Origin of the sequence: Bradyrhizobium sp. NBAIM08 (assembly GCF_020193935.1) — a bacterium.
Taxonomy (GTDB): domain Bacteria; phylum Pseudomonadota; class Alphaproteobacteria; order Rhizobiales; family Xanthobacteraceae; genus Bradyrhizobium; species Bradyrhizobium yuanmingense.
The window spans coordinates 282211-302756 of the sequence record NZ_JADYVR010000006.1; the positions used below are offsets into that span (position 1 = coordinate 282211).

Sequence of the window (20546 nt, forward strand, 5' to 3'; positions counted from 1 at the left end):
GCGGCGCCATCGGCGCCGCTCATAGTTTTTCCTGCGCGCGTTGCGCTGTCGATATCCCCGTAGAATTGCGACGTACTCTTCAGCGAAAGCTCCGTACTACTGCGTAGCGTCGTTAAACCTAACAATCCTGAGCGACGGTAAGATCGTGGCGGAAGTCGTAGCACGATCGGAGCCGGTCCGGACCAGCAACTCCCGACCGTCAGCATTGGGGAGGATTTAATGTCTTGGATCAACAACCTTCGTATTTCCATTAAGGTTTCCGCCGTATTCGCGGCGATCTGTCTCGTCGTCGCCGGCAGCACCGCAGCCATCTACAACTCGCTGAGCGTAATGAATTCCACGGCGAAGATGACAGTGCATACCTATCAGGTGCTGGAGCAGCTTTCCGAGCTTGTCGGTGCGATGGTCAATCAGGAAACCGGCGTTCGCGGCTATCTCGTGTCTGGCGATGCCGGCTTTCTCGCTCCTTACGAAGCCGGGCTGAAACAATTTCAGACTGCGGCGGCCAAAGTCGGCAGCCTGACCTCGGACAACGCCACGCAGCAGAAGCGACTCGAGCAGGTCAAGGCGCTTGCCAACGACTGGGCAACCAACGTCGCGCAGCGCGAAATCGCGCTGATGAAGGATCCGGCAACCCAGGCGAAGGCGCGTGAGCTCGAGGCTTCCGGAGCCGGCAAGAAGTCGATGGATGGCCTCCGCGCTGTCGTCCAGGAAATGGACAGGGAAGAGCGGTCGCTGTTGTCAGTGCGGGCGGCTGCCTCCGACGCCGCCTCGTCCAGCGCCACCATGGCCATGCTGATCGGAGGCCTCGTCACCCTGCTGCTCTCGCTCGTGGGCGCCTTCGGCGTCGCCTTCGCGGTCACCCGCCCGATCCAGCGCATCACGACCGAGATGGGTGTTCTCGCGAATGGGGACACCTCGGTGATCGTATCGGGTATCGAACGCAAGGACGAGATCGGTGAGATGGCTCAGGCGGTCCAGGTGTTCAAGACCAATGCCATCGAGGTCGAGCGGCTGAAGACGGAACAGGCTGAAACCGAGCGTCGCAATGCCGAGCAGCGCAAACGCGACATGGTCAGGCTCGCCGACGACTTCGAGAGCGCCGTCGGCCAGATCATCGGAACAGTGTCGTCGGCATCGACCCAGCTGGAAGCATCGGCCACCACCCTCACAGGTACGGCCGAGCGGTCCCAGAAGCTCGCGACCACGGTGGCCGGCGCTTCGGAGGAAGCCTCCACCAACGTGCAGTCGGTGGCCTCGGCGACCGAGGAGATGGCCTCGTCGGTCGGCGAGATCAGCCGCCAGGTGCAGGAATCAGCGCGGATGGCGGGCGATGCAGTCGGTCAGGCCCGTGCCACCACCGAGCGCGTCAGCGAATTGTCCAAGGCCGCCGCGCGCATCGGCGACGTGGTCGAGTTGATCAACACCATCGCCGGCCAGACCAACCTGCTGGCGCTCAACGCCACCATCGAGGCGGCGCGCGCCGGCGAAGCCGGCCGCGGCTTTGCCGTCGTCGCCTCCGAGGTGAAGGCGCTCGCCGAGCAGACCGCGAAGGCGACCGGCGAGATCGGCCAGCAGATTTCCGGCATCCAGGCGGCGACCAACGATTCCGTCGGCGCCATCAAGGAGATCTCCTCGACCATCGAGCGCCTGTCGGAGATCTCGTCGGCCATCGCGGCTGCGGTGGAAGAGCAGGGCGCCGCGACGCAGGAGATTGCCCGCAACGTGCAGCAGGCGGCGCAGGGCACCCAGCAGGTGTCGTCCAACATCACCGACGTGCAGCGCGGCGCGACCGAGACCGGCACGGCCTCCTCGCAGGTGCTGTCGGCGGCGCAAATGCTGTCGAACGATTCCGGCCGGCTGAAGAGTGAGGTCAGCAAGTTCCTGACCAACGTCCGCGCCGCGTAAGGCGCGGCCGTGGATTGATCAAACCAGGAGCGGTGCCAAATGCGCCGCTCTTTTTTTCTGCGGTAGCGTGATGTCGTCTGGCGGTAGGATCATGGGGAGCCGACCGTAAACATACGGGGCGCCCATTTCATGGATAGTTAAATTCGCCTTACGAGAATTGAGGGAAGACGCCTCGAACAGCGGCCGTCCTGTCTGGAATGAACGCATATCGCATTGTTTGGGGGCTCTGATGCGCAAGAATCTTCCCGTCACCACCGTTGAATATCCGGTCAGTGATGAGACGTTGATCGTTTCGCGGACCGATCTGAAGGGCAAGCTCACGTACTTCAACGAGGACTTCCTCGCGGCCGCCGGCTTCACGTCCGCGGAACTGATGGGCCAGCCGCACAATATCGTTCGTCACCCGGACATGCCGCCGGAGGCATTCGACAATCTCTGGGACACGCTGAAGGCCGGCAAGCCCTGGCTCGGCGCAGTCAAGAACCGCCGCAAGAACGGCGACTTCTATTGGGTGCTGGCGACGGCTTCTCCGATCCGCGAGAACGGCGAGGTCAAGGGCTATACGTCGATCCGCACCAAGCTGCCGGCCGACCAGCGCAAGCTCGCCGAAGAGGTCTATGCCGCCATCCGCGAGAAGAAGCCGCATGGCTATCGCATCGACGCCGGCATCATCCGCCGCCGCTCCTGGCTCGACCACTTCAGCATCTTTACCGGGACGCTGAAGGCGCGCCTGATCACGATGATGGTGCTGCAGTCGCTGTTCATGCTCGCGCTCGGCATCGGTGGCGCGGTCGCCACCGGCGGTTCGACCAGCCTGATCCTGTCGCTGCTGGCTGTCGCCGGTGCGGCTATCGTCGGCTTCGCAGGCCTTGCGACCATGCGTGCTATTCAGGGACCGATGCGGCAGCTCAACGACACGCTGGTCAACCTCGTGCAGGACAAGCTTGACAATCGCATCGTGATCGAGCGCGACAACGAGATCGGCGAGGCGCTGCGCAACCTTCAGACCGTGCAGACCATCGTCCGTTTCAGCCGCGACGAGGTGCAGGCGGTGCAGCGCCGCGCCGAGGCGCAGCGCAAGGCCGACATGACCAAGCTTGCCGACGGTTTCGAGGCGGCGATCGGGGAAATCGTCGAGACCGTATCGGCCGCCGCGACTGAGCTTGAGGCATCGGCCTCGACCCTGTCCTCGACCGCGGGCCGGGCGCAGGAGCTGGCCACGGTAGTTGCGTCCGGCTCGGAGGCCGCCTCCAGCAATGTCCATTCGGTGGCTTCGGCTGCCGAGGAGATGTCGTCCTCGGTGCGCGAGATCGGGCGGCAGGTGCAGGATTCCTCCCGGATCGCGAGCGAGGCGGTCAGCCAGGCGCATGCCACCACCGAGCGTGTTAGCGAGCTGTCGCGGGCTGCGGCGCGGATCGGCGATGTCGTCGAGCTCATCAATGCGATTGCCGGCCAGACCAACCTGCTGGCACTCAACGCTACCATCGAGGCGGCGCGGGCTGGCGAAGCCGGCCGCGGCTTCGCGGTGGTGGCCTCCGAGGTCAAGGCGCTCGCCGAGCAGACGGCCAAGGCCACCGGCGAGATCGGCCAGCAGGTCGGCGGCATCCAGGCGGCGACGCAGGATTCGGTCAGCGCCATCGGGGAGATCAGCGGCACCATCGCGCGTCTGTCGGAGATCGCTTCGGCCATCGCGACGGCCGTGCAGCAGCAGGGCGCAGCGACCCAGGAGATCGCCCGCAACGTGCAGCAGGCCGCCCTGGGCACCCAGCAGGTCTCGTCCAACGTCGGCGACGTGCAGCGCGGCGCCTCGGAGACGGGATCAGCGTCCACGCAGGTGCTGTCGGCGGCCCAGATGCTGTCCCGCGATTCCAACCGCCTCAAGCTCGAGGTCGGCAAGTTCCTGAACTCGGTTCGCGCCGCCTGACTCTCGACCGCGTCGGAAAAACAGGCGCCGAAGGGCTGAGATCTCGTAGGGTGGGCAAAGGCGCTCTTGCGCCGTGCCCACCATTCTTTCCGGATCACACGAAGGCCGTGGGAACGCTTCGCTTTGCCCACCCTACGAGATCACGCCACCCGCCACTCGGGCACGTTATCTTCTGCCATAGCGATTTCGCCGAGCGAGCCGACCGGGGTGCGATCCATGGCGAGCAGATGCGCCAGCGTCGCGCCGTCGCTCGCCGGGACCCGCGCCAGCGTGCGGCGATCGTCCTCTGTCCGCAGCATCACGACGCCATGCTCGATATTGCCGCCGCGGCCGTAAAGCACGGTGAAGCTCTCGACCGTGCCCTTGCCAGTGGCCTCCGCGACGAACTCCGGCACTGCGCGATTGTTGCGGTCCGCATCGGCCTGCACGCTCGTTTCCTGCACCAGCACCTCGCGCGGCGCCGTCTTCGACACCACCAGCGCGTGGTGCTTGGTGACGAAGCCGCCCTGGCCATAGAGCAGGCCGAGCTTGGCGCCGTCGCGCAGTCGCCGCACCATCGCGCAGGCCGCATGCGTCATGTAGGTGTTGAGCGGCGCGCCGAAGAAGGTGAGGCCACCGGTCACGGTCGGCTGCACGTCGGGGCCCAAGCCCAGCGTCCGCCGCGCCATCTTGGGCACGCAGGGGAAGCAGCTGTAGAGCTCGATCGCGTCGAAGGTCTTGCGGTCGCCGCCGGCGAGGTCCATCACGCTCTTGAGCACGGCATTCTGCGGGTGGCTCTCGTAAAACTGGTCGCGCATCAGATAGTCGCGCGGCTCTTCCGCCGAGGCACCGCCGAGCGGGTAGACCAGTTTGTCTTCGGCGATCCCGGCCGCGCGTGCCTTGGCGAGACTGGTGAGCAGCAGCGCACCGCCCATGTTGACGCTGGGATTGGCCACCATCAGCTTGTTGTAGGGCCAGGCGATCAGCCGGTTGTCTGCGGTCGGCGTCGTGATCTCCTCCGGCGCATAACGCCGCTTCAGCCAGGCGTATGGATTCTCCGCGGCGGCTTCCGAATAGCGCGACCACAGCGTGCCTGATTCCGCCATGGCTTCGCGCGGCGTCTGCCCCCAATGCGCCGAGGAGGCCGCCTCATAGAACGGATAGACGGTCACAGGCCGAAATACGCCGAGCTTCACTGCTAAGGGCTTCTGGAACGCCGCGCCGCGCTTGGGTTCCTCGACGTCATGGGCGAACGGCGTCCACGGCAGCTTGACGCCGGCGCGCTCCGCCTTGGTCGCGCTCGATTGCGCTTCCGCGCCGCACACCGCCGCCACGCTGCACTCGCCGCGCGCGATGCGCTTGGCCGCCTCGTGGATGTAGCGGATCGGGCTCTCGCCGCCGACTGGGCCGTAATAGCAATGCGCGGGCGAGATGCCGAGGCGCTGCGCCAGGAGCTGCTCCGGATCGCGATAGCGCCAGCTCAGGAAATTGACGACGTCGAGCGATTGCACCTCGCCGAGCAGCTTTGCGCCGGCGTCTTGTTCAGCCCGCCGCAGCGCCTGTTCGAGCAGGTCGAGCGGTTCGAGACCCTCGGCGATCTCCTTCGGGCGATCGACGATCTCGCCGATGCCGACGATGACGGGGATGCGGTCTTCGGGGATATTGGTCATTTCTTCTTGCTTCAGTTCACGATGTCAGTTGTTCGTCATTGCGAGCGCAGCGAAGAAATCCAGGATCTTTCCGCGGAGGCAGTCTGGATTGCTTCGCTGCGCTCGCAATGACAAGTGGGATCGTCACTCCGCCACCAGCGCATTCATGTGCTCGACGGCTTCGGCGAAATCCTGCTTGAACTCCTGTACCACCGCACCCGCCGATTTCACGCTGTCGATCAGGCCGACGCCCTGGCCGACGAAATAGCTGACGAGATCGCGCGCCTTGGCGTTGCCGCTTGCGGCGGCTCGGTCGATCGAATGGAAGGCGTCGCGGCTAATGATGCTTTGCAACGGCATCGGAAGCGCGCCCGGGCTATCCGGCGCGCGGTCCCAGGCGTCGGTCCAGACTGAGCGGAGCTGCCGGGCCGGCTTGCCGGTGCGGCCCTTCGAACGCACCGCATCGCGCGAGGATGCCGCGATCATCTTCTCGCGAAAGATCTCGCTTGTCTCGGACTCGACCGTGGCCAGCCACACCGAGCCGGTCCAGGCGCCGGCCGCGCCCATCGCCATGCAGGCCGCCATCTGCTGCCCCGTCATGATGCCGCCGGCCGCCAGCACCGGCACGTCGCGGATCGGCTTGATCGCCTTGATCACCTCCGGCACCAGCACCATGGTCGAAACCTCGCCGCAATGGCCGCCGGCCTCGGTGCCCTGCACCACGAGGATGTCGACGCCGGCGGCGACCTGGCGCAGCGCGTGCTCCTTGGCGCCGACCAGCGCTGCAACCGGCACCCCGTGCTTCTTGCCCATCTCGATCATCGCCTTCGGCGGCACGCCCAGCGCATTGGCGATCAGGCGGATCGGATGATTGAAGGAGACCTCGAGCAGCTGAAGCGCGGTCTTGCCGTCGAACGGCTGCGGCTGGTTGTCCGCGACCTCGGTGGTGGTCAGCTCGATGTCGTACTTCTTCAGGAGATCGCGCGTGTAGTTGCGGTGCTCCTGCGGCACGCGCGCTTCCAGGCTCTTCCAGGTGACGTCCTTCTCGCCGGCCGTCGAGATGTTTTCCGGGATCAGCACGTCGATGCCGTAGGGCTTGCCGTCGACGTGATCGTCGATCCATTTCAGCTCACGCTCGAGCGTATCCGGCGTATGCACGGTCGCGCCCAGCACGCCGAAGCCGCCGGCGCGGCTGACGGCGGCAACGACGTCGCGACAATGGCTGAAGGCGAGCAGCGGGAATTCGATCCCCAGCATGTCGCAGATCGGCGATTTCATGGCTCTCTCCCGGCGGCAGGCTTCGCATTCTCGTTGCTTTCGCGGGCAAAGCAAAGTGACGCTAGCGGATCGATGACATGCCGGATCTGGCGAGGCATCTTGTGTATAGACGTCGCTCTATCCGCGCGCCGCAGGCCCTGCGGGCACCCCGGAATGACGGAGGGGAGGGGCTGCCATGACAAAACGCAGAGTTGTCCCATCCGGCAATGCATTGCGGCGCCCTTGTCATCGGCCGTTTGCGGGCTAATTAATGCAGACGCATCTTTTTGCCCGGAGCCCCGCATGACCGATGCCCCTTACGTGCCGCCCAAAGTCTGGACCTGGAACAAGGAGAACGGCGGGCAATTCGCCAACATCAACCGACCCATTGCCGGCCCCACCCACGACAAGGAGCTGCCGGTCGGCAAGCACCCGCTTCAGCTCTACTCGCTGGCGACGCCGAACGGGGTCAAGGTCACTGTGATGCTGGAGGAGCTCCTGGCGCTCGGCCACAAGGGCGCCGAATATGACGCCTGGCTGATCAGGATCGGCAATGGCGACCAGTTCGGCAGCGGCTTCGTCGACATCAATCCCAATTCCAAGATCCCGGCGCTGATGGACCGTTCCGGCCCCGAGCCTGTCCGGGTGTTCGAGTCAGGCTCGATCCTGTTCTACCTCGCCGAGAAGTTCGGCGCCTTCCTGCCGAAGGACGTCAAGGCCCGCACCGAGGCGATGTCCTGGCTGTTCTGGCAAATGGGCAGCGCGCCCTATCTCGGCGGCGGCTTCGGCCATTTCTATGCCTATGCGCCGACCAAGATCGAATACGCCATCGACCGTTTCGCAATGGAGACCAAGCGCCAGCTCGACGTGCTCGACCGGCGTCTCGCCGACAACGAATATCTCGCGGGCAAGGACTACACCATCGCCGACATCGCGGTGTGGCCCTGGTATGGCGCGCTCGCCAAGGGGCTCGTCTATGGCGCCGGCGAATTTCTGTCGGTGCAGGACTACAAGAACGTGCAGCGCTGGACCGACCAGATTGCGCAGCGCCCCGCCGTGAAGCGCGGCCGCATGGTCAACCGGGTCTCCGGCGATCCCGCCAGCCAGCTCCACGAGCGCCACGACGCGAGCGACTTCGAGACCAAGACCCAGGACAAGCTCGTGCCCGCAACGTAGCTGACGGGTTCATCACCTCTCCCCGCAAGTGGGGAGAAGTCGAATTCGATTGCAGATCGAATTCGGGTGAGGGGGTACAGGTCCCTCGACAGTCTCGCGCGTGGAGAAAGGCCCCTCACCCCAACCCTCTCAGCGCGAGCCGAGCTCGTCGCGGCCCCGTAGGAATGGGGCGAGGGAGCGCACCGTTGCTGCGGCCTATTTCTTCATGCCCTCCGCCGCCGGAAACACCACGCGGTCATCGGTGCGGCAGTAACGGTCGGCGAACATGCGGCCGATCGGGTGATAGCGGTCCATGTGCACCCGCATCGCCTTGTCGTCCCAGAGCTCGTCGCGGATGTGGAAGTGGAGGCCTTCGCCCATGATCAGCCGGCGATCGTCGTTGACGTCGATCAGCTTCCAGAGCTTGCACTCCATCGCCCAGGGCGTGTCAGCTAGCCGTGGCACCCCGATCTTCGTCGAGGGCGCAAGCTTCAGCCCGAGATAATCGGGCTCGCTGATCTCAGGCGGAAAATCGCCGCTGCTCTCGTGCATCGCCCGCGCCAGCGGCTCGTCCGTGAGGTTGACCACGAATTCACCGGTGCGCTGGATGTTGAGAAACGTGTCCTTGTCCTCGCCGTTCGGCTTGCGGTTGGCCGCGAACATGCAGAGCGGCGGATCCTCGCAGAAGGCGTTGAAGAAGCTGAACGGGGCGGCGTTGACCACGCCGGTCGGCCCGAGCGTGGTCACCCACGCGATCGGCCGCGGCAGAATGAACGACGTCAGCACCTTGTAGCGCTCGCGTGGCGTCAGCTCGCTGGCGGCGTAGTCCATTGGGGCTCCTCGGCTTTCTTCGCCTCTCCCCGCCTGCGGGAAGAGGCCGATGCGCGGAATGCGCGGCGGGTGAGGGGGCTCTCCGCGAGTCCGACTGTCACCGTCCTCGCGGAGAATCCCCCTCACCCTCTCCCCGCAAGCGGGGAGAGGGGAAAGAGATAAGGCGCCTTACGCCATGCTCAGCTCGTGGCGGCCCACCACCATCCAGTGCACCTCGTCCGGACCGTCGGCGAAGCGCAGGTGCCGCACGTCCTGGTACATCTCGGCGAGCGGGGTCCAGTGCGAGATGCCGGTGGCGCCGTGCATCTGGATGGCCTGATCGATGATCCTGCAGGCGCGCTCGGGCACCATGGCCTTGACCATGGAGACCCAGACGCGGGCCTCCTTGTTGCCGAGCACGTCCATTGCCTTCGCCGCTTTCAGCACCATCAGCCGCATCGCCTCGATCTCGCAGCGCGCCTGCGCGATGATCTGCATGTTGCCGCCGAGATGGGCGATCTTCTTGCCAAAGGCCTCACGGGTGAGGCCACGCTGCACCATCAGGTCGAGCGCCTTCTCGGCCTTGCCGATGGTGCGCATGCAGTGATGGATGCGGCCGGGGCCGAGGCGGAGCTGCGAGATCTCGAAGCCACGGCCTTCGCCGAGCAGGATGTTCTCCTTCGGCACGCGCACATTGTTGAAGCGCATGTGCATGTGGCCGCGCGGGGCGTGGTCCTGGCCGAACACGTACATGGGACCGAGCACCTCGACGCCGGGCGTGTCGCGCGGCACCAGGATCTGCGACTGCTGCTTGCTCGGCGCCGCGTCCGGATTGGTCTTCACCATCACGATGAGGATCTTGCAGCGGGGATCGCCGAGACCCGAGATGTAGTACTTCTCGCCGTTTATCACCCATTCGTCGCCGACCAGTTTCGCGGTGGTCGAGATGTTCTTGGCGTCGGAGGAGGCGACGTTCGGCTCGGTCATGACATAGGCCGAGCGGATTTCGCCGTTGAGCAGCGGCTTCAGCCATTTCTCCTTCTGCTCCTTGGTGCCGACGCGTTCCAGCACCTCCATGTTGCCGGTGTCGGGCGCCGAGCAGTTCATGGTCTCCGAGGCCAGCGGACTCTTGCCGAGCTCGGCCGCGATATAGGCGTAGTCGAGATTCTTCAGGCCCTGGCCGGTCTCGTCATCGGGCAGGAAGAAATTCCAAAGGCCTTCCTGCTTGGCCTTGTTCTTGGCCTTCTCCAGCACCTCGAGCTGCTTCGGCGTAAAGCTCCAGCGATCTTCCTTGCCCTCGCCGGCCTTGGCGAACTCGATCGACATCGGCTCGACGGTATCGCGGATGAACTTCTTGACGTGATCGTAAAGCGGCCGGACCTGGTCCGACATCCGCAAGTCGTTGAGCTCGTCGCCGGGATTGAGCGTGTAGTTGGTGGTGCGGGGAATGTAGGTGTGTTTTGTCATTGGTCCTCCCGGGATCGCTAGAATGTGTTGTGCGCAAGAATAGTCGCAGCGTCGGCAAAGTGCGAGGGCGCATTTTCACGCGTGAGGCCATGCCATGCGATGGAATATCGCAAGGCCGTTTGAAATGTTGTTTGAATGGGCGCGGCGCACTGGGCACGCCCGCGCCACGCTCTCCGCCGTCATCGCCCGCCTTGTGCGCACTTGCGCACTGGGGCGGGCGATCCAGTACTCCGAGACGGCAGTGATTGAACAGAGTAGCTGCGGCGTACTGGATTCCCCGCCTGCCGCCTACGCTAAAGCTTCGGCGCCCCTGGACCTCAACCCTGGCGAAGCCTTGGCGTAGCCGGGTCGCGGGGAATGACAGCAGTGGATGTGGCTAGTTCGCCATCCGATGCATCGCGCAGATCTTGTTGCCATCGAGATCGCGCAGGTAGGCCAGATAGAGCTTGCCGCCCGGGCCCTGGCGAATGCCGGGCGGATCCTCGATCGATTTTGCGCCGGCTGCAACGCCCGCCGCGTGCCACGCATCGACCTGTTCCGGCGAATTGGCGGCAAAGCCGATCGTGCCGCCGTTGGCGCAGGTCGCCGGCTCGCCGTTGATCGGCTTCGATACCGAGAACACTCCGGTCTTGGTGATGTAGAAGATGCGGTGGCCGTCGACCCTGGCCGGCCGCACCTCGAGCGTGCCGAGCAGTTGGTCGTAGAACGCCTTGGCCTTGTCCAGGTCGTTGGTGCCGATCATGACGTGTGAAAACATTTGCCCGTTCCCTCAGTGTTGTAGCCCGGATGGAGCAGAGCGAAATCCGGGTCTGCTTGCTTTTGGCCGTCCCGGATTCGCTGCGCTCCATCCGGGCTACGAGAATCAAAACGCGGTATAGCCGCCGTCGATCACGAACGTATCCGCGGTGTGATACGACGACGCCTTGCTCATCAGATAAACCGCGATGCCGCCGAAATCGGAGGCTTCGCCGAAGCGCCGCATCGGAATCCGCGGCATCACGTTGGCTACGAACTTGTCGTTCGCCATGAGCCCTGCGGTCATGTCGCTCTTGATCCAGCCCGGCAGGATTGCATTGGCGGTGACGCCGTGACGTGCCAGCTCGACGCCGAGCGCGCGCACCAGCGCGTTGATGGCGGCCTTGGTCGCGGCATAATGCTCGTTGCGCGCCGTGCCGAAGATCGAGGCGAGGCTCGAGGTCGCGACCAGCCGGCCAAAGGGATCGCCGGCATTGGCGCGATCCGTCATGTGCTTGGCGGCGGCCTGGAACGCGTGGAACACGCCGTCGAGATTGGTCGCGAACATCGTGCGCCATTCCTCCTCGGTGCGCTCGATGAAGGCGCGCCGGCCACCGCCGCCGATGCCCGCATTGGCGAAGCAGCCATCGACCCGGCCGAAGGTGTCGAGCGTCGCCTTCATCGCTGAAGCGACCGAGGCCGGATCGGTGACGTCGCAGACCCGGCTGTCGACCTTGCCGGACAGGCCCTCCATGCTCGCGGCAGCGGCCTTGTTCTTGTCAGCATTGCGGCCCCAGATCGAGACGTTGCAGCCCTGGCCCGCGAGCGCCTGCGCGATACCGAGCCCGATGCCGCCATTGCCACCGGTGATCACGGCCACGCGGCCGGAAAGGTCGAAGAGGTTCATGGCGCGTTTCCTGTTTTTTGACTGCGGCGCATCAGCCGCTGCGCACAAGATTGCTTGCTATGCTCCGATCACCATGGACAAGACCGCGCCAAAAATCAAATATGCGCCCCGGCAAAACGAATTCCGGCCTGCGAAACTGGTGCGGGCCGCAACTGATGAGGAAACCATGCAGTTCAAACACGTCACGCTCGACTTCGATGGCTCGGTCGCGATCCTCAAGCTCGACCATCAGGAGGTGATGAACGCGGTCTCCGTCGACATGCTGGGCGGTCTTTCCGAGGCGCTCGATGCGATCGAGGAGAAGAAGGACGAGGTGCGCTGCGTGGTGCTGACCGGTGCGGGGCGGGCGTTCTGCACGGGCGCCAATCTGCAAGGCCGCAACAACCAGGCGAAGAAGACCAAGGCCGGCCTTACGCTGGAGACCGGCTTTCATCCCTTCCTGCGCCGCATCCGCAACCTGCACTGCCCGATCGTCACCGCGGTCAATGGCCCGGCCGCCGGCGCCGGCATGAGCTTCGCGCTGCTCGGCGACATGATCCTATGCGCGCGCTCGTCCTATTTCCTGCAGGCCTTCCGCCGCATCGGCCTCGTGCCGGATTGCGGCTCGACCTGGCTGTTGCCGCGCCTCGTCGGCCGCGCGCGCTCGATCGAATTGTCGTTGATGGGCGAGCGCCTGCCGGCCGAGAAGGCGCTGGAATGGGGCCTTGTCAACCGCGTCTATGATGACGGCGTCTTGATGGAGGAAGCGATGAAGCTGGCGCGCGATCTCGCCAGCGGGCCGACCGTGGCGCTGTCGCTGATCCGCAAGCTCTATTGGGACAGCCCGGAAAATTCCTTCGAGGATCAGCTCAATCTGGAATTCCAGTGCCAGCTCCGCGCCGGCGACACCGAGGATTTCCGCGAGGGCGTCGGCGCCTTCCTCGAGAAGCGGCCCGCGCAGTTCAAGGGCAAATGATCGAGGCGGCGCTTTCACGCAGCGTCCAGCGCTGGTGCAAAGGGGCGACCGGCGCGACCTGTGCGGCAAAGCTCTCCGGCGGCGCCAGCCAGGAAACCTGGCGCTTCGACATCTCCCATCCCGACGGGCCGATCGGCGCGATCCTGCGGCGCTCACCAAAGGGCTATGGCGCCGCGCCGACCCGCGCGGCCGGTCTTGCCGCGGAAGCGCAGTTGATGCAGCTCGCCTATGAGGCCGGCGTGCCGTCGCCCCGCGTCCTGCATGTGCTGGTGCCGGAGGACGATCTCGGCACCGGCTTCATCATGCAGCGCGTCGAGGGCGAGACCATCGCGCGCAAGATTCTTCGCGATCAAGAGTATGCGGCGGCGCGGCCGCGTCTGGCGCGGCAGATCGGCGGCATTCTCGCAGGTCTGCATCGGCTGCCGCAGGACAAATTGCCTGCGTTGCGCAGCAGGGGCGCGACCCAGGAGATCGCCGAGTTCGAGCGCGACTATCGCAGCCTGAACTGGCCCAAGCCCGTGTTCGAGCTGGCGCTGCGCTGGCTCCGCGACCACGATCCCGGCCCTTCGGCCGAGACCACGCTCGTGCACGGCGACTTCCGCAACGGCAATCTTATCATCGGCGCCGACGGCGTTCGCGCCGTGCTCGACTGGGAGCTCGCCCATCTCGGCGATCCCATGGAGGACCTCGGCTGGGTCTGCGTGAACTCCTGGCGCTTCGGCGAGATCGACAAGCCCGTCGGCGGCTTTGGCTCGCGCGAGGAATTGTTCGCCGGTTACGAGGCTTCGGGCCGCAAGGTCGACCCTGAGCGCGTCAAGTTCTGGGAAGTGATGGGCACGCTGCGCTGGGGCATCATGTGCGGCGGCATGATGCAGCGCTTTCGCGAGGGGCCCGACCATTCCATGGAGCGCGCCATGATCGGCCGCCGCGCCAGCGAGACCGAGATCGATCTGTTGCGGCTTCTGGCGCCGCGCGGGAGCTGACACATGCAGGACGAGCCGACCCCGATCGAGCTGACCAAGGCAGTCGCCGATTTCCTCCGCAGCGACATCACGCCGCTGATCTCCGGCCACCAAGCCTTCAAGCTGCGCGTCGCCATCAACATCCTCGACCTCGTCACGCGGCAGCTGACGCGGGAGGAGGGAAGCGATGCGAAGGAGGTGGAGCGCCTGCGCGCGCTGCTCGGCATCGACGGCTCGGTCATGGAGCTCAACCGTGTTCTCGCACATCGCATCGCGAGCGGGGAGATGGATCTCGCGACCCCAGGCCTCGCCGAGCACCTGTGGGCAACCACGATGGACAAGCTGGCGGTCGATCAGCCGAATTATGCCTCGTACAAGCGCGAACTAGGGCGAAGCGGGTAGGTCTCTCCCCGTCATTGCGAGGAGCCCTTGCGACGAAGCAATCCAGACTGTCTCTGCTGGGCAGCCTGGATTGCTTCGCTACGCTCGCAATGACAGTGTTGAGAGAGGGGGCGCTCCTCTCTCCGCTCATTCCGGGGCGTCGCGAAGCGACGAACCCGGAATCCATTCATCCGCACGTTCTGTCGCTCAATGGATTCCGGGCTCGCGCCTGTCGGCGCGCTCCGGAATGACGAGTGGGGAGACCCGTTTCCTACTTTCCCACCCATTTCGGCGGCCGCTTCTCGGAAAACGCCTTCGGGCCCTCGATATAATCCTGCGAGGCGACCATCGCCTGCACGGCCGGATAGTCCCGTTGCTCCGCGATCGCCTGCTCCAGCGACACGCCAAGCCCCTTCTGAATCGCCTGCTTCGAGGCCCGGATCGACATCGGCGAATTCTTGGCGATCATCTCGGCCCAGCGCAGCGCGGCCGCGAGCGCCTCGCCCTGCGGCACCACCTCGTTGACGAAACCGAGCTCGAGCCCTTCCTTGGCGCTGACATGGCGCGCGGTGAGGATCATGCCCATGGCGCGCTTCAGCCCGATCTGGCGCGGCAGCCGGTGCAAGCCGCCGGCGAGCGCGGCAAGGCCGACGCGCGGCTCGGGCAGGGCGAAGGTCGCGTTCTCCGCGGCGATGATGAGGTCGCAGGCGAGCGCGATCTCGAAGCCGCCGCCCATCGCGACGCCGTTCACCGCGGCGATGATCGGCTTGTCGCAGTCGAAGCGTGAGGTGAGGCCGGCGAAGCCGCCCTTGTCCCAGCCGCGTTTTCCCCCCGCTGCCTGCCACTTCAGATCGTTGCCGGCGCAGAACGCCTTATCGCCGCTGCCCGTGACGATCGCGATCCACTGCTCGGGATCGGCGGAGAAATCGTCAAACACCTTCTGAAGCTCGAAATGCGCATCGGTGTGCAGCGCGTTGTAGACCTCGGGCCGCGACAGCGTCACGATCGTGATCGGCCCCTTGCGTTCCACCTTTGAGAATTTCAGCTCCATCGCGCGCTCCCGGATTTTCTTTCGAAGGAATAGTGGCCCCATACTACCGTGCGGGTGCGCCAGAGCACCATCGAATTGCGCGGGCGCGCCTTGCGCTCCTCACATCTCGGCTTGCTTGACTTGCACGCGCTCTTCTCACCTTAATCGCACCAAGCAAGAATGCGCCCAGCGCCTTAACGCAAAACGATAAAATCAATCCGGGAGAGAACCTGTGGATTTCTCATTGCCTGCCGATCTCGTCGCCTATCTCGGAGAGCTCGACCGTTTCATCGAACGCGAGATCAAGCCGCTGGAACGGGCCGACGACAACATCCGCTTCTTCGACCATCGCCGCGAATGGGCGCGGACCGATTTCGAGAATGGCGGCCTGCCGCGCCACGAATGGGAGGCGCTGTTGCGCAAGGCCAAGGACCTCGCGGATGCCGCCGGGCATTTGCGCTTTCCTGTGCCGAAGCAATATGGCGGCAAGGACGGCTCCAACCTCTGGATGGCCGTGATCCGCGAGCATTTTGCCGCAAAGGGTCTCGGCCTGCACAACGACCTCCAGAACGAGCATTCGATCGTCGGCAACTTCCCCGTCGTCACCATGCTCGACCGCTACGGCCGCGACGACCAGAAGGCGATGATCGACGGCTCGATCAGGGGCAAGTACCGCATCACCTTTGGCCTGACCGAGCCGCATCACGGATCGGATGCCACCCACATGGAGACGCGCGCGGTGGCAGCCACCCGCGACAACGTCAAGGGCTGGATCATCAACGGCGAGAAGATGTGGACGACCGGCATGCACGTCGCCACGCACTGCGCGCTGTTCGCGCGCACCAGCGGCAACGATGGCGACGCCCGCGGCATCACCTGCTTCCTGGTGCCGGCGAAGACCAATGGTGTGAAGGTCGAGGAGTACATGTGGACCTTCAACATGCCGACCGATCATCCGCGCGTCAGCTTCACCGACGTGTTCGTGCCGGAGGATGCGCTGTTTGGCGAGGTCGGCCGCGGCCTGTCGCTGGCGCAATGCTTCGTGCACCAGAACCGCATTCGCCAGGCGGCAAGCTCGCTCGGCGCCGCGGTCTACTGCATCAACGAGAGTGTGAAATACGCGCGTGAGCGCAAACCGTTCGGCAAGGCGCTGGCCGAGAACCAGGCGATCCAGTTCCCGCTGGTCGAGCTTGCGACCCAAGCCGAGATGCTGCGCCTCTTGATCCGCAAGACCGCCTGGGAGATGGACCAGCTCAATGAGGAGCAAATCGAGCGCACCCTGTCCGACCGGGTCTCGATGTGCAATTATTGGGCAAACCGCCTCTGCTGCGAGGCCGCCGACCGCGCTATGCAGGTCCATGGCGGCATGGGCTATTCACGCCACAAGCCGTTCGAGCACATCTATCGCCACCACCGCCGCTACCGCATCACCGAAGGCAGTGAGGAGATCCAGATGCGGAAAGTGGCGGGGTTCCTGTTCGGGTATATGGGGCCGGGGAAGCATTAGACGCTCGCACTGCTATCGTAGGGTGGGCAAAGCGGAGCGTGCCCACCACTCCGTCGCATCGTAAGAACGGTGGGCACGGCGCGCGAAGGGCGCGCCTTTGCCCACCCTACGGAATCAATTCACCCGCCGATCCTTCCCCGCCCAATACGGCTCGCGCAGCTGCCGCCGCAGGATCTTGCCAGACGGATTCCGCGGCAGCGCAGGCAGGAATTCCACGCTCTTCGGCGTCTTGTAGCCGGCGATGCGCGTCCGGGTGAAGTTGATGATCTCGGTGGCAGTCGCCTGCTTGCCCGGCTTCATCACCACGATCGCCTTCACGGCTTCGCCCCATTTGTCGTCAGGCACGCCGATCACGGCGGCTTCCGCGACATCGGGGTGGTCGCACAGAGCGCTCTCGACCTCGGCCGGATAGATGTTCTCGCCGCCGGAGATGATCATGTCCTTGATGCGGTCATGGATGTAGAGATAGCCGTCCTCGTCCATGTAGCCGGCATCGCCGGTGCGCAGCCAGCCGTCGCTGCGCAGCGTGGATGCGGTCGCCTCCGGCAGGTTCCAGTAGCCGGCCATGTTGGAGCCCGAGCGCGTTGCGATTTCGCCGACCTGCCGCGGCGGCAGCGGCTTGCCGTCCGGATCCAGGATCGCGATCTCGACGCCCGGCAGCGCCTTGCCGGCCGAGCGCATCCGCTCCAGCCCCTCGACGTGATCCTCCGGCGGCAGCGCGACGATGGTGCCGGTGGTCTCGGTCATGCCGTAGAGCTGCACGAAGCCGCATTTGAAGACCTCGATGCATTCCTTCAGCAGCGCTGCGGGAATCGGCGAGGCGCCGTACAGCATGTATTTCAGCCGCGAGAAGTCGACCGTCCTGGCGCGTGGCTGCCGCACCACGAACTGCATCGCCGCCGGCACCATGAACAGTTTTGTGATGCCCGACTGCTCGAAGAAATCCAAAACCTTGGTCGGGTCGAACTCGCGCGCGATCACGCCGCGGGCGCCGTGATAGAGCCCCATGACGCCCCACCCCGAACCGCCGATGTGAAAGATCGGCATCGCCACCAGCGAGACATCGTCGGTCGACCACCGGTTCCACTCCGGCTTGTCCTCGGCATTGCCGGATTGCACCAGGTTGAGGAAGTTGGCATGCGACAACATCGCGCCCTTCGGCTTGCCCGTCGTGCCCGACGTGTAGAGCTGGATCGCGATGTCCGTGGTGTCGATCGGCACCTTCGGATCATCGCCGCTCTGCGCATCGCGCCATGCCGTAAAATCCGGCCATTCCGGCGCGCCGCCCTCGGTGGTGATGACGGTGCGCACGCTTGGTATCTGCTCCCGGATCTGGCGCACTTGAGTGATGAACTCCGGCCCGACGAACAGCACCGGCGCCCTGCAATCCGAGACGATGAAGGCGACCTCGGGCCCTGCCAGCCGCCAGTTCACCGGCGCCATCACGACGCCAGCCTTCATCGCACCCATCAGGAGCTCGAAATAGATGTCGCTGTTCTTGCCGAGATAGGCGATGCGGTCGCCCTTCTTCACGCCCATCGCGAGGAGCGCGTTCGCGACCTTGTTGGACTTGGCGTCGAACTCGGCGAAGCTGGTGGTGCGGCCCTCGAATTCATAGGCGATGGCGCTGCCGCGGCTCTTTGCACGCTCGCGCACCATGTCGGCGAGGTTCGCCAGTTTCTGTGTGGACATGTTTCTCCCGCAGGCGTTTGTTTTTATGCCCGGGAGTGTGGCGTCATCCGCCGGTGAAGACAAGATGGGCTCCGCTGTCGTCCCGGACAACCGCGCGCCTCAAGCGCGCGCAGATCCGGACCCATAGCCACAGGAAGTTGTTTGGCGAAGACACGCAGTTACCTGTCTCGCGCCACGACTGCTCCCTGTGGTTATGGGTCCCCGCCCTCGTGCGCTTTGCGCACTAGGCGGGGACGACAACTGGGGGCGTGGTGAAAACGTCAGCCCCTTACATGTCCGCGCATTTGCAATGCGCCGTCATCCCCGCTTCGCGCGGTCCTTCTCGTTCTGCGCCATGATGCTCTCGCGCGCGGTCTTCCAGTCGTCGTCGCTCCAGTCGCGGAGCTGGTAGAAGTTGCCGCCCATGGCGAGCGCCTGGGCGCCGTCCATGGCGATGGTCTCGCCGTTGATCCAGTCGCAGCCGCCGGAGATCAGGAACACGGCCACGTTCTGCAGTTCCTCCATGGTGCCGACGCGGCCCATCGGGTTCATCGCCTTGGTGCGCGCGCCGGCTTCGTCACCGGGCTTTATGCGCTTGCTCATGCCCTCGGTCGGGATCTCGCCCGGGGCGATGGTGTTGAGGCGGATGCCGTGTCGTCCCCATTCGGTGGCAAGCGACATCGTCATGGCGTGGATCGCCGACTTGCTCATCGCCGAGGGCACCACGTAAGGCGAGCCGTTGCGCACCCAGGTTGTGGTGATCGAGACGACGTTGCCGGGCTGCTTCAAGGCGATCCAGCGCTTGCCGACCGCATGTGTCACGTAGAACGTGCCATGCATGACGATGTTGGCGACCGCATCGAAGCCGCGCGGCGAGAGCTCCTCGGTCCGCGAGATGAAATTGCCGGCGGCATTGTTGATGAGATCGGTGAGGGGGCCATCGCGGAAGATGCTCTCGATCATCTCCTCGACTGCGAGCGCGTTGCGGATGTCGACGCCGTGGCTGGTGACGCGGCCGCCGTAGAGATCCATCAGCTCGGTTGCGGTCTCGTCGCACACGATCTTGCGCCGACCGCAAATGTGCACCTCGGCGCCGAGCTGGAGAAAACGCGCCGCCATCGATTTGCCGAGACCGGTGCCGCCGCCGGTCACGAGAATGCGCCGGCCGGCCAGAAGATTTTCCTTGAACATGGCTGTTTCCCCCGTAGGGATTGTCAGTTAATTGGTCGATTGACTAAATCCGGCCGCCGGCGTCCTGTAAAGCGGCACTGACAAGAACAGGCAGGAACTAGGGGAGAATTCGTCCATGGAAGATCGCGTCTCGATCTCGATCTCGGAAGGCGTCGCCGATGTGCGCCTGGTGCGCGCCGACAAGATGAACGCGCTGGATCAGCCCATGTTCGAGGCCCTCGTCGCCGCAACCGACCGGCTGTCGAAGGAGAAGGGCGTGCGCGCCGTCGTGCTCTCGGGCGAAGGCCGCGCCTTCTGCGCCGGGCTGGACATGGGGCGTTTTGCCGCCATGAAGGAGAAGGGTGGCAACGGAATTCCGGGTGGCGAAAATCGCGATCTCACGGTGCGCACCTATGGCAAGGCCAACTTCGCGCAACAGGCGGTGTGGGGCTGGCGCCAGCTACCGATGCCTGTGATCGCGGCCGTGCACGGCGTCGCCTTCGGTGGCGGCTTCCAGCTCTCGCTCGGCGCCGACATGCGCTTTCTCAGCTCGGATGCGCGCATGTCGATCATGGAGATCAAATGGGGCCTCGTCCCCGACATGGCGGGCACGCCGATCCTGGCCTCGCTGGTACGCGATGACATCCTGCGCGATCTCACCTACACCGGGCGCATCTTCTCCGCGCAGGAGGCGCTGGCTTACGGCCTCGCCACGCGCATCTGCGACGATCCGCGCGCTGCGGCGCTTGATGTCGCGCGCGAGATCGCAGGAAAAAGCCCCGATGCGATCCGCGCGGCCAAGCGGATGCTGAACAATCTCTCGGTCGATCCGGGCCCGGCGCTGCTCGCCGAATCCGTCGAGCAGCAGAAGCTGATTGGCAGCCCCAACCAGACCGAGGCCGTGCGCGCCAACCTGGAGAAGCGCGCGCCGAATTTTGCGGATTAGCTTTGGGTCATTCCGGGATGCGCCGTAGGCGCAGGCCCGGAATCCATCGAGCCGCATCGTTCGCTGTGAAATGGATTCCGGGTTCGATGCTGCGCATCGACCCGGAATGACGGCACAAACAACAACAAAGAAA

The 20546-nt window shown here is 64.8% G+C and carries 17 protein-coding genes; 8 read left to right on the forward strand and 9 right to left on the reverse strand.

The window, feature by feature from the left end:
* Positions 1-219 precede the first annotated feature (219 nt).
* Both I6F37_RS22295 and I6F37_RS22300 read left to right on the forward strand, forming a co-directional pair.
* Positions 220-1908: a methyl-accepting chemotaxis protein gene (locus I6F37_RS22295; RefSeq protein WP_225152705.1), complete on the forward strand. Its 1689-nt coding sequence runs from the start codon at positions 220-222 to the stop codon at positions 1906-1908.
* Between the two features lie 229 nt (positions 1909-2137).
* Positions 2138-3832, forward strand: a complete 1695-nt coding sequence (locus tag I6F37_RS22300; RefSeq protein WP_036016234.1) for a methyl-accepting chemotaxis protein — start codon at positions 2138-2140, stop codon at positions 3830-3832.
* Positions 3833-3972: 140 nt separating this feature from the next.
* Here the strand turns inward: I6F37_RS22300 and I6F37_RS22305 are convergent, their stop codons facing one another.
* A complete protein-coding gene (locus I6F37_RS22305; protein ID WP_036016236.1) occupies positions 3973-5481 on the reverse strand; it encodes an acetyl-CoA acetyltransferase in 1509 nt (502 codons plus the stop codon).
* Between the two features lie 123 nt (positions 5482-5604).
* On the reverse strand, positions 5605-6738 hold the full coding sequence (locus tag I6F37_RS22310; protein WP_225152707.1) for a nitronate monooxygenase: 1134 nt from the start codon (positions 6736-6738) through the stop codon (positions 5605-5607).
* 282 nt (positions 6739-7020) lie between these two features.
* On the opposite strand from I6F37_RS22310, the gene yghU reads away from it, so the two are divergent.
* Positions 7021-7893 carry a glutathione-dependent disulfide-bond oxidoreductase gene (gene yghU / locus I6F37_RS22315; protein ID WP_036016242.1) on the forward strand — a complete coding sequence of 291 codons (873 nt, stop codon included), beginning with the start codon at positions 7021-7023 and terminating at the stop codon, positions 7891-7893.
* A 195-nt stretch (positions 7894-8088) separates the two neighbouring features.
* Here the strand turns inward: yghU and I6F37_RS22320 are convergent, their stop codons facing one another.
* The 4 genes from I6F37_RS22320 to I6F37_RS22335 all read right to left on the reverse strand — a co-directional run bounded on the left by I6F37_RS22320 (position 8089) and on the right by I6F37_RS22335 (position 11791).
* Entirely contained in the window at positions 8089-8703 is a 615-nt protein-coding gene (locus I6F37_RS22320) for a flavin reductase family protein (RefSeq protein ID WP_036016244.1), read from the reverse strand.
* A 168-nt stretch (positions 8704-8871) separates the two neighbouring features.
* Positions 8872-10149 (reverse strand): acyl-CoA dehydrogenase family protein, encoded by a 1278-nt coding sequence (locus I6F37_RS22325; RefSeq protein ID WP_036016245.1) that lies wholly within the window; start codon positions 10147-10149, stop codon positions 8872-8874.
* Positions 10150-10525: 376 nt separating this feature from the next.
* Positions 10526-10906: a VOC family protein gene (locus I6F37_RS22330; RefSeq protein WP_036023004.1), complete on the reverse strand. Its 381-nt coding sequence runs from the start codon at positions 10904-10906 to the stop codon at positions 10526-10528.
* A gap of 105 nt (positions 10907-11011) precedes the next feature.
* Positions 11012-11791, reverse strand: coding sequence for an SDR family NAD(P)-dependent oxidoreductase (locus tag I6F37_RS22335; RefSeq protein WP_036044683.1), 780 nt, complete (start codon positions 11789-11791; stop codon positions 11012-11014).
* A 166-nt stretch (positions 11792-11957) separates the two neighbouring features.
* On the opposite strand from I6F37_RS22335, the gene I6F37_RS22340 reads away from it, so the two are divergent.
* Genes I6F37_RS22340 through I6F37_RS22350 form a run of 3 tightly spaced genes read left to right on the forward strand, consistent with a single transcriptional unit; the run spans position 11958 to position 14110 of the window.
* Complete coding sequence (locus I6F37_RS22340) at positions 11958-12746, forward strand: enoyl-CoA hydratase/isomerase (protein ID WP_036044702.1); 789 nt, start codon at positions 11958-11960, stop codon at positions 12744-12746.
* Positions 12743-13729 (forward strand): phosphotransferase family protein, encoded by a 987-nt coding sequence (locus I6F37_RS22345; RefSeq protein ID WP_225152708.1) that lies wholly within the window; start codon positions 12743-12745, stop codon positions 13727-13729. Before I6F37_RS22340 ends, I6F37_RS22345 begins: the two co-directional genes overlap by 4 nt.
* Positions 13730-13732: 3 nt before the next feature.
* Positions 13733-14110, forward strand: coding sequence for a DUF6285 domain-containing protein (locus I6F37_RS22350; RefSeq protein WP_036016253.1), 378 nt, complete (start codon positions 13733-13735; stop codon positions 14108-14110).
* Between the two features lie 250 nt (positions 14111-14360).
* Here the strand turns inward: I6F37_RS22350 and I6F37_RS22355 are convergent, their stop codons facing one another.
* Positions 14361-15140 (reverse strand): enoyl-CoA hydratase-related protein, encoded by a 780-nt coding sequence (locus tag I6F37_RS22355; RefSeq protein WP_036016254.1) that lies wholly within the window; start codon positions 15138-15140, stop codon positions 14361-14363.
* A 211-nt stretch (positions 15141-15351) separates the two neighbouring features.
* Here I6F37_RS22355 and I6F37_RS22360 point away from each other — a divergent pair, with 211 nt between their 5' ends.
* Positions 15352-16626, forward strand: coding sequence for an acyl-CoA dehydrogenase family protein (locus I6F37_RS22360; RefSeq protein WP_225152710.1), 1275 nt, complete (start codon positions 15352-15354; stop codon positions 16624-16626).
* Between the two features lie 114 nt (positions 16627-16740).
* Here the strand turns inward: I6F37_RS22360 and I6F37_RS22365 are convergent, their stop codons facing one another.
* Both I6F37_RS22365 and I6F37_RS22370 read right to left on the reverse strand, forming a co-directional pair.
* Positions 16741-18318: a fatty acid--CoA ligase gene (locus I6F37_RS22365; protein ID WP_225113543.1), complete on the reverse strand. Its 1578-nt coding sequence runs from the start codon at positions 18316-18318 to the stop codon at positions 16741-16743.
* A 297-nt stretch (positions 18319-18615) separates the two neighbouring features.
* Complete coding sequence (locus I6F37_RS22370) at positions 18616-19488, reverse strand: SDR family oxidoreductase (protein ID WP_109144463.1); 873 nt, start codon at positions 19486-19488, stop codon at positions 18616-18618.
* A gap of 115 nt (positions 19489-19603) precedes the next feature.
* Here I6F37_RS22370 and I6F37_RS22375 point away from each other — a divergent pair, with 115 nt between their 5' ends.
* Complete coding sequence (locus I6F37_RS22375; protein ID WP_109144462.1) at positions 19604-20413, forward strand: crotonase/enoyl-CoA hydratase family protein; 810 nt, start codon at positions 19604-19606, stop codon at positions 20411-20413.
* Positions 20414-20546 lie beyond the last annotated feature (133 nt).

Excerpts from the sequence above, each read along its gene's own strand:
- I6F37_RS22295 (WP_225152705.1), top strand. The coding sequence starts at position 220 with ATGTCTTGGATCAACAACCTTCGTATTTCCATTAAGGTTTCCGCCGTA.
- I6F37_RS22300 (WP_036016234.1), top strand. The coding sequence starts at position 2,138 with ATGCGCAAGAATCTTCCCGTCACCACCGTTGAATATCCGGTCAGTGAT.
- I6F37_RS22305 (WP_036016236.1), bottom strand. The coding sequence starts at position 5,481 with ATGACCAATATCCCCGAAGACCGCATCCCCGTCATCGTCGGCATCGGC.
- I6F37_RS22310 (WP_225152707.1), bottom strand. The coding sequence starts at position 6,738 with ATGAAATCGCCGATCTGCGACATGCTGGGGATCGAATTCCCGCTGCTC.
- yghU (WP_036016242.1), top strand. The coding sequence starts at position 7,021 with ATGACCGATGCCCCTTACGTGCCGCCCAAAGTCTGGACCTGGAACAAG.
- I6F37_RS22320 (WP_036016244.1), bottom strand. The coding sequence starts at position 8,703 with ATGGACTACGCCGCCAGCGAGCTGACGCCACGCGAGCGCTACAAGGTG.
- I6F37_RS22325 (WP_036016245.1), bottom strand. The coding sequence starts at position 10,149 with ATGACAAAACACACCTACATTCCCCGCACCACCAACTACACGCTCAAT.
- I6F37_RS22330 (WP_036023004.1), bottom strand. The coding sequence starts at position 10,906 with ATGTTTTCACACGTCATGATCGGCACCAACGACCTGGACAAGGCCAAG.
- I6F37_RS22335 (WP_036044683.1), bottom strand. The coding sequence starts at position 11,791 with ATGAACCTCTTCGACCTTTCCGGCCGCGTGGCCGTGATCACCGGTGGC.
- I6F37_RS22340 (WP_036044702.1), top strand. The coding sequence starts at position 11,958 with ATGCAGTTCAAACACGTCACGCTCGACTTCGATGGCTCGGTCGCGATC.
- I6F37_RS22345 (WP_225152708.1), top strand. The coding sequence starts at position 12,743 with ATGATCGAGGCGGCGCTTTCACGCAGCGTCCAGCGCTGGTGCAAAGGG.
- I6F37_RS22350 (WP_036016253.1), top strand. The coding sequence starts at position 13,733 with ATGCAGGACGAGCCGACCCCGATCGAGCTGACCAAGGCAGTCGCCGAT.
- I6F37_RS22355 (WP_036016254.1), bottom strand. The coding sequence starts at position 15,140 with ATGGAGCTGAAATTCTCAAAGGTGGAACGCAAGGGGCCGATCACGATC.
- I6F37_RS22365 (WP_225113543.1), bottom strand. The coding sequence starts at position 18,318 with ATGTCCACACAGAAACTGGCGAACCTCGCCGACATGGTGCGCGAGCGT.
- I6F37_RS22370 (WP_109144463.1), bottom strand. The coding sequence starts at position 19,488 with ATGTTCAAGGAAAATCTTCTGGCCGGCCGGCGCATTCTCGTGACCGGC.
- I6F37_RS22375 (WP_109144462.1), top strand. The coding sequence starts at position 19,604 with ATGGAAGATCGCGTCTCGATCTCGATCTCGGAAGGCGTCGCCGATGTG.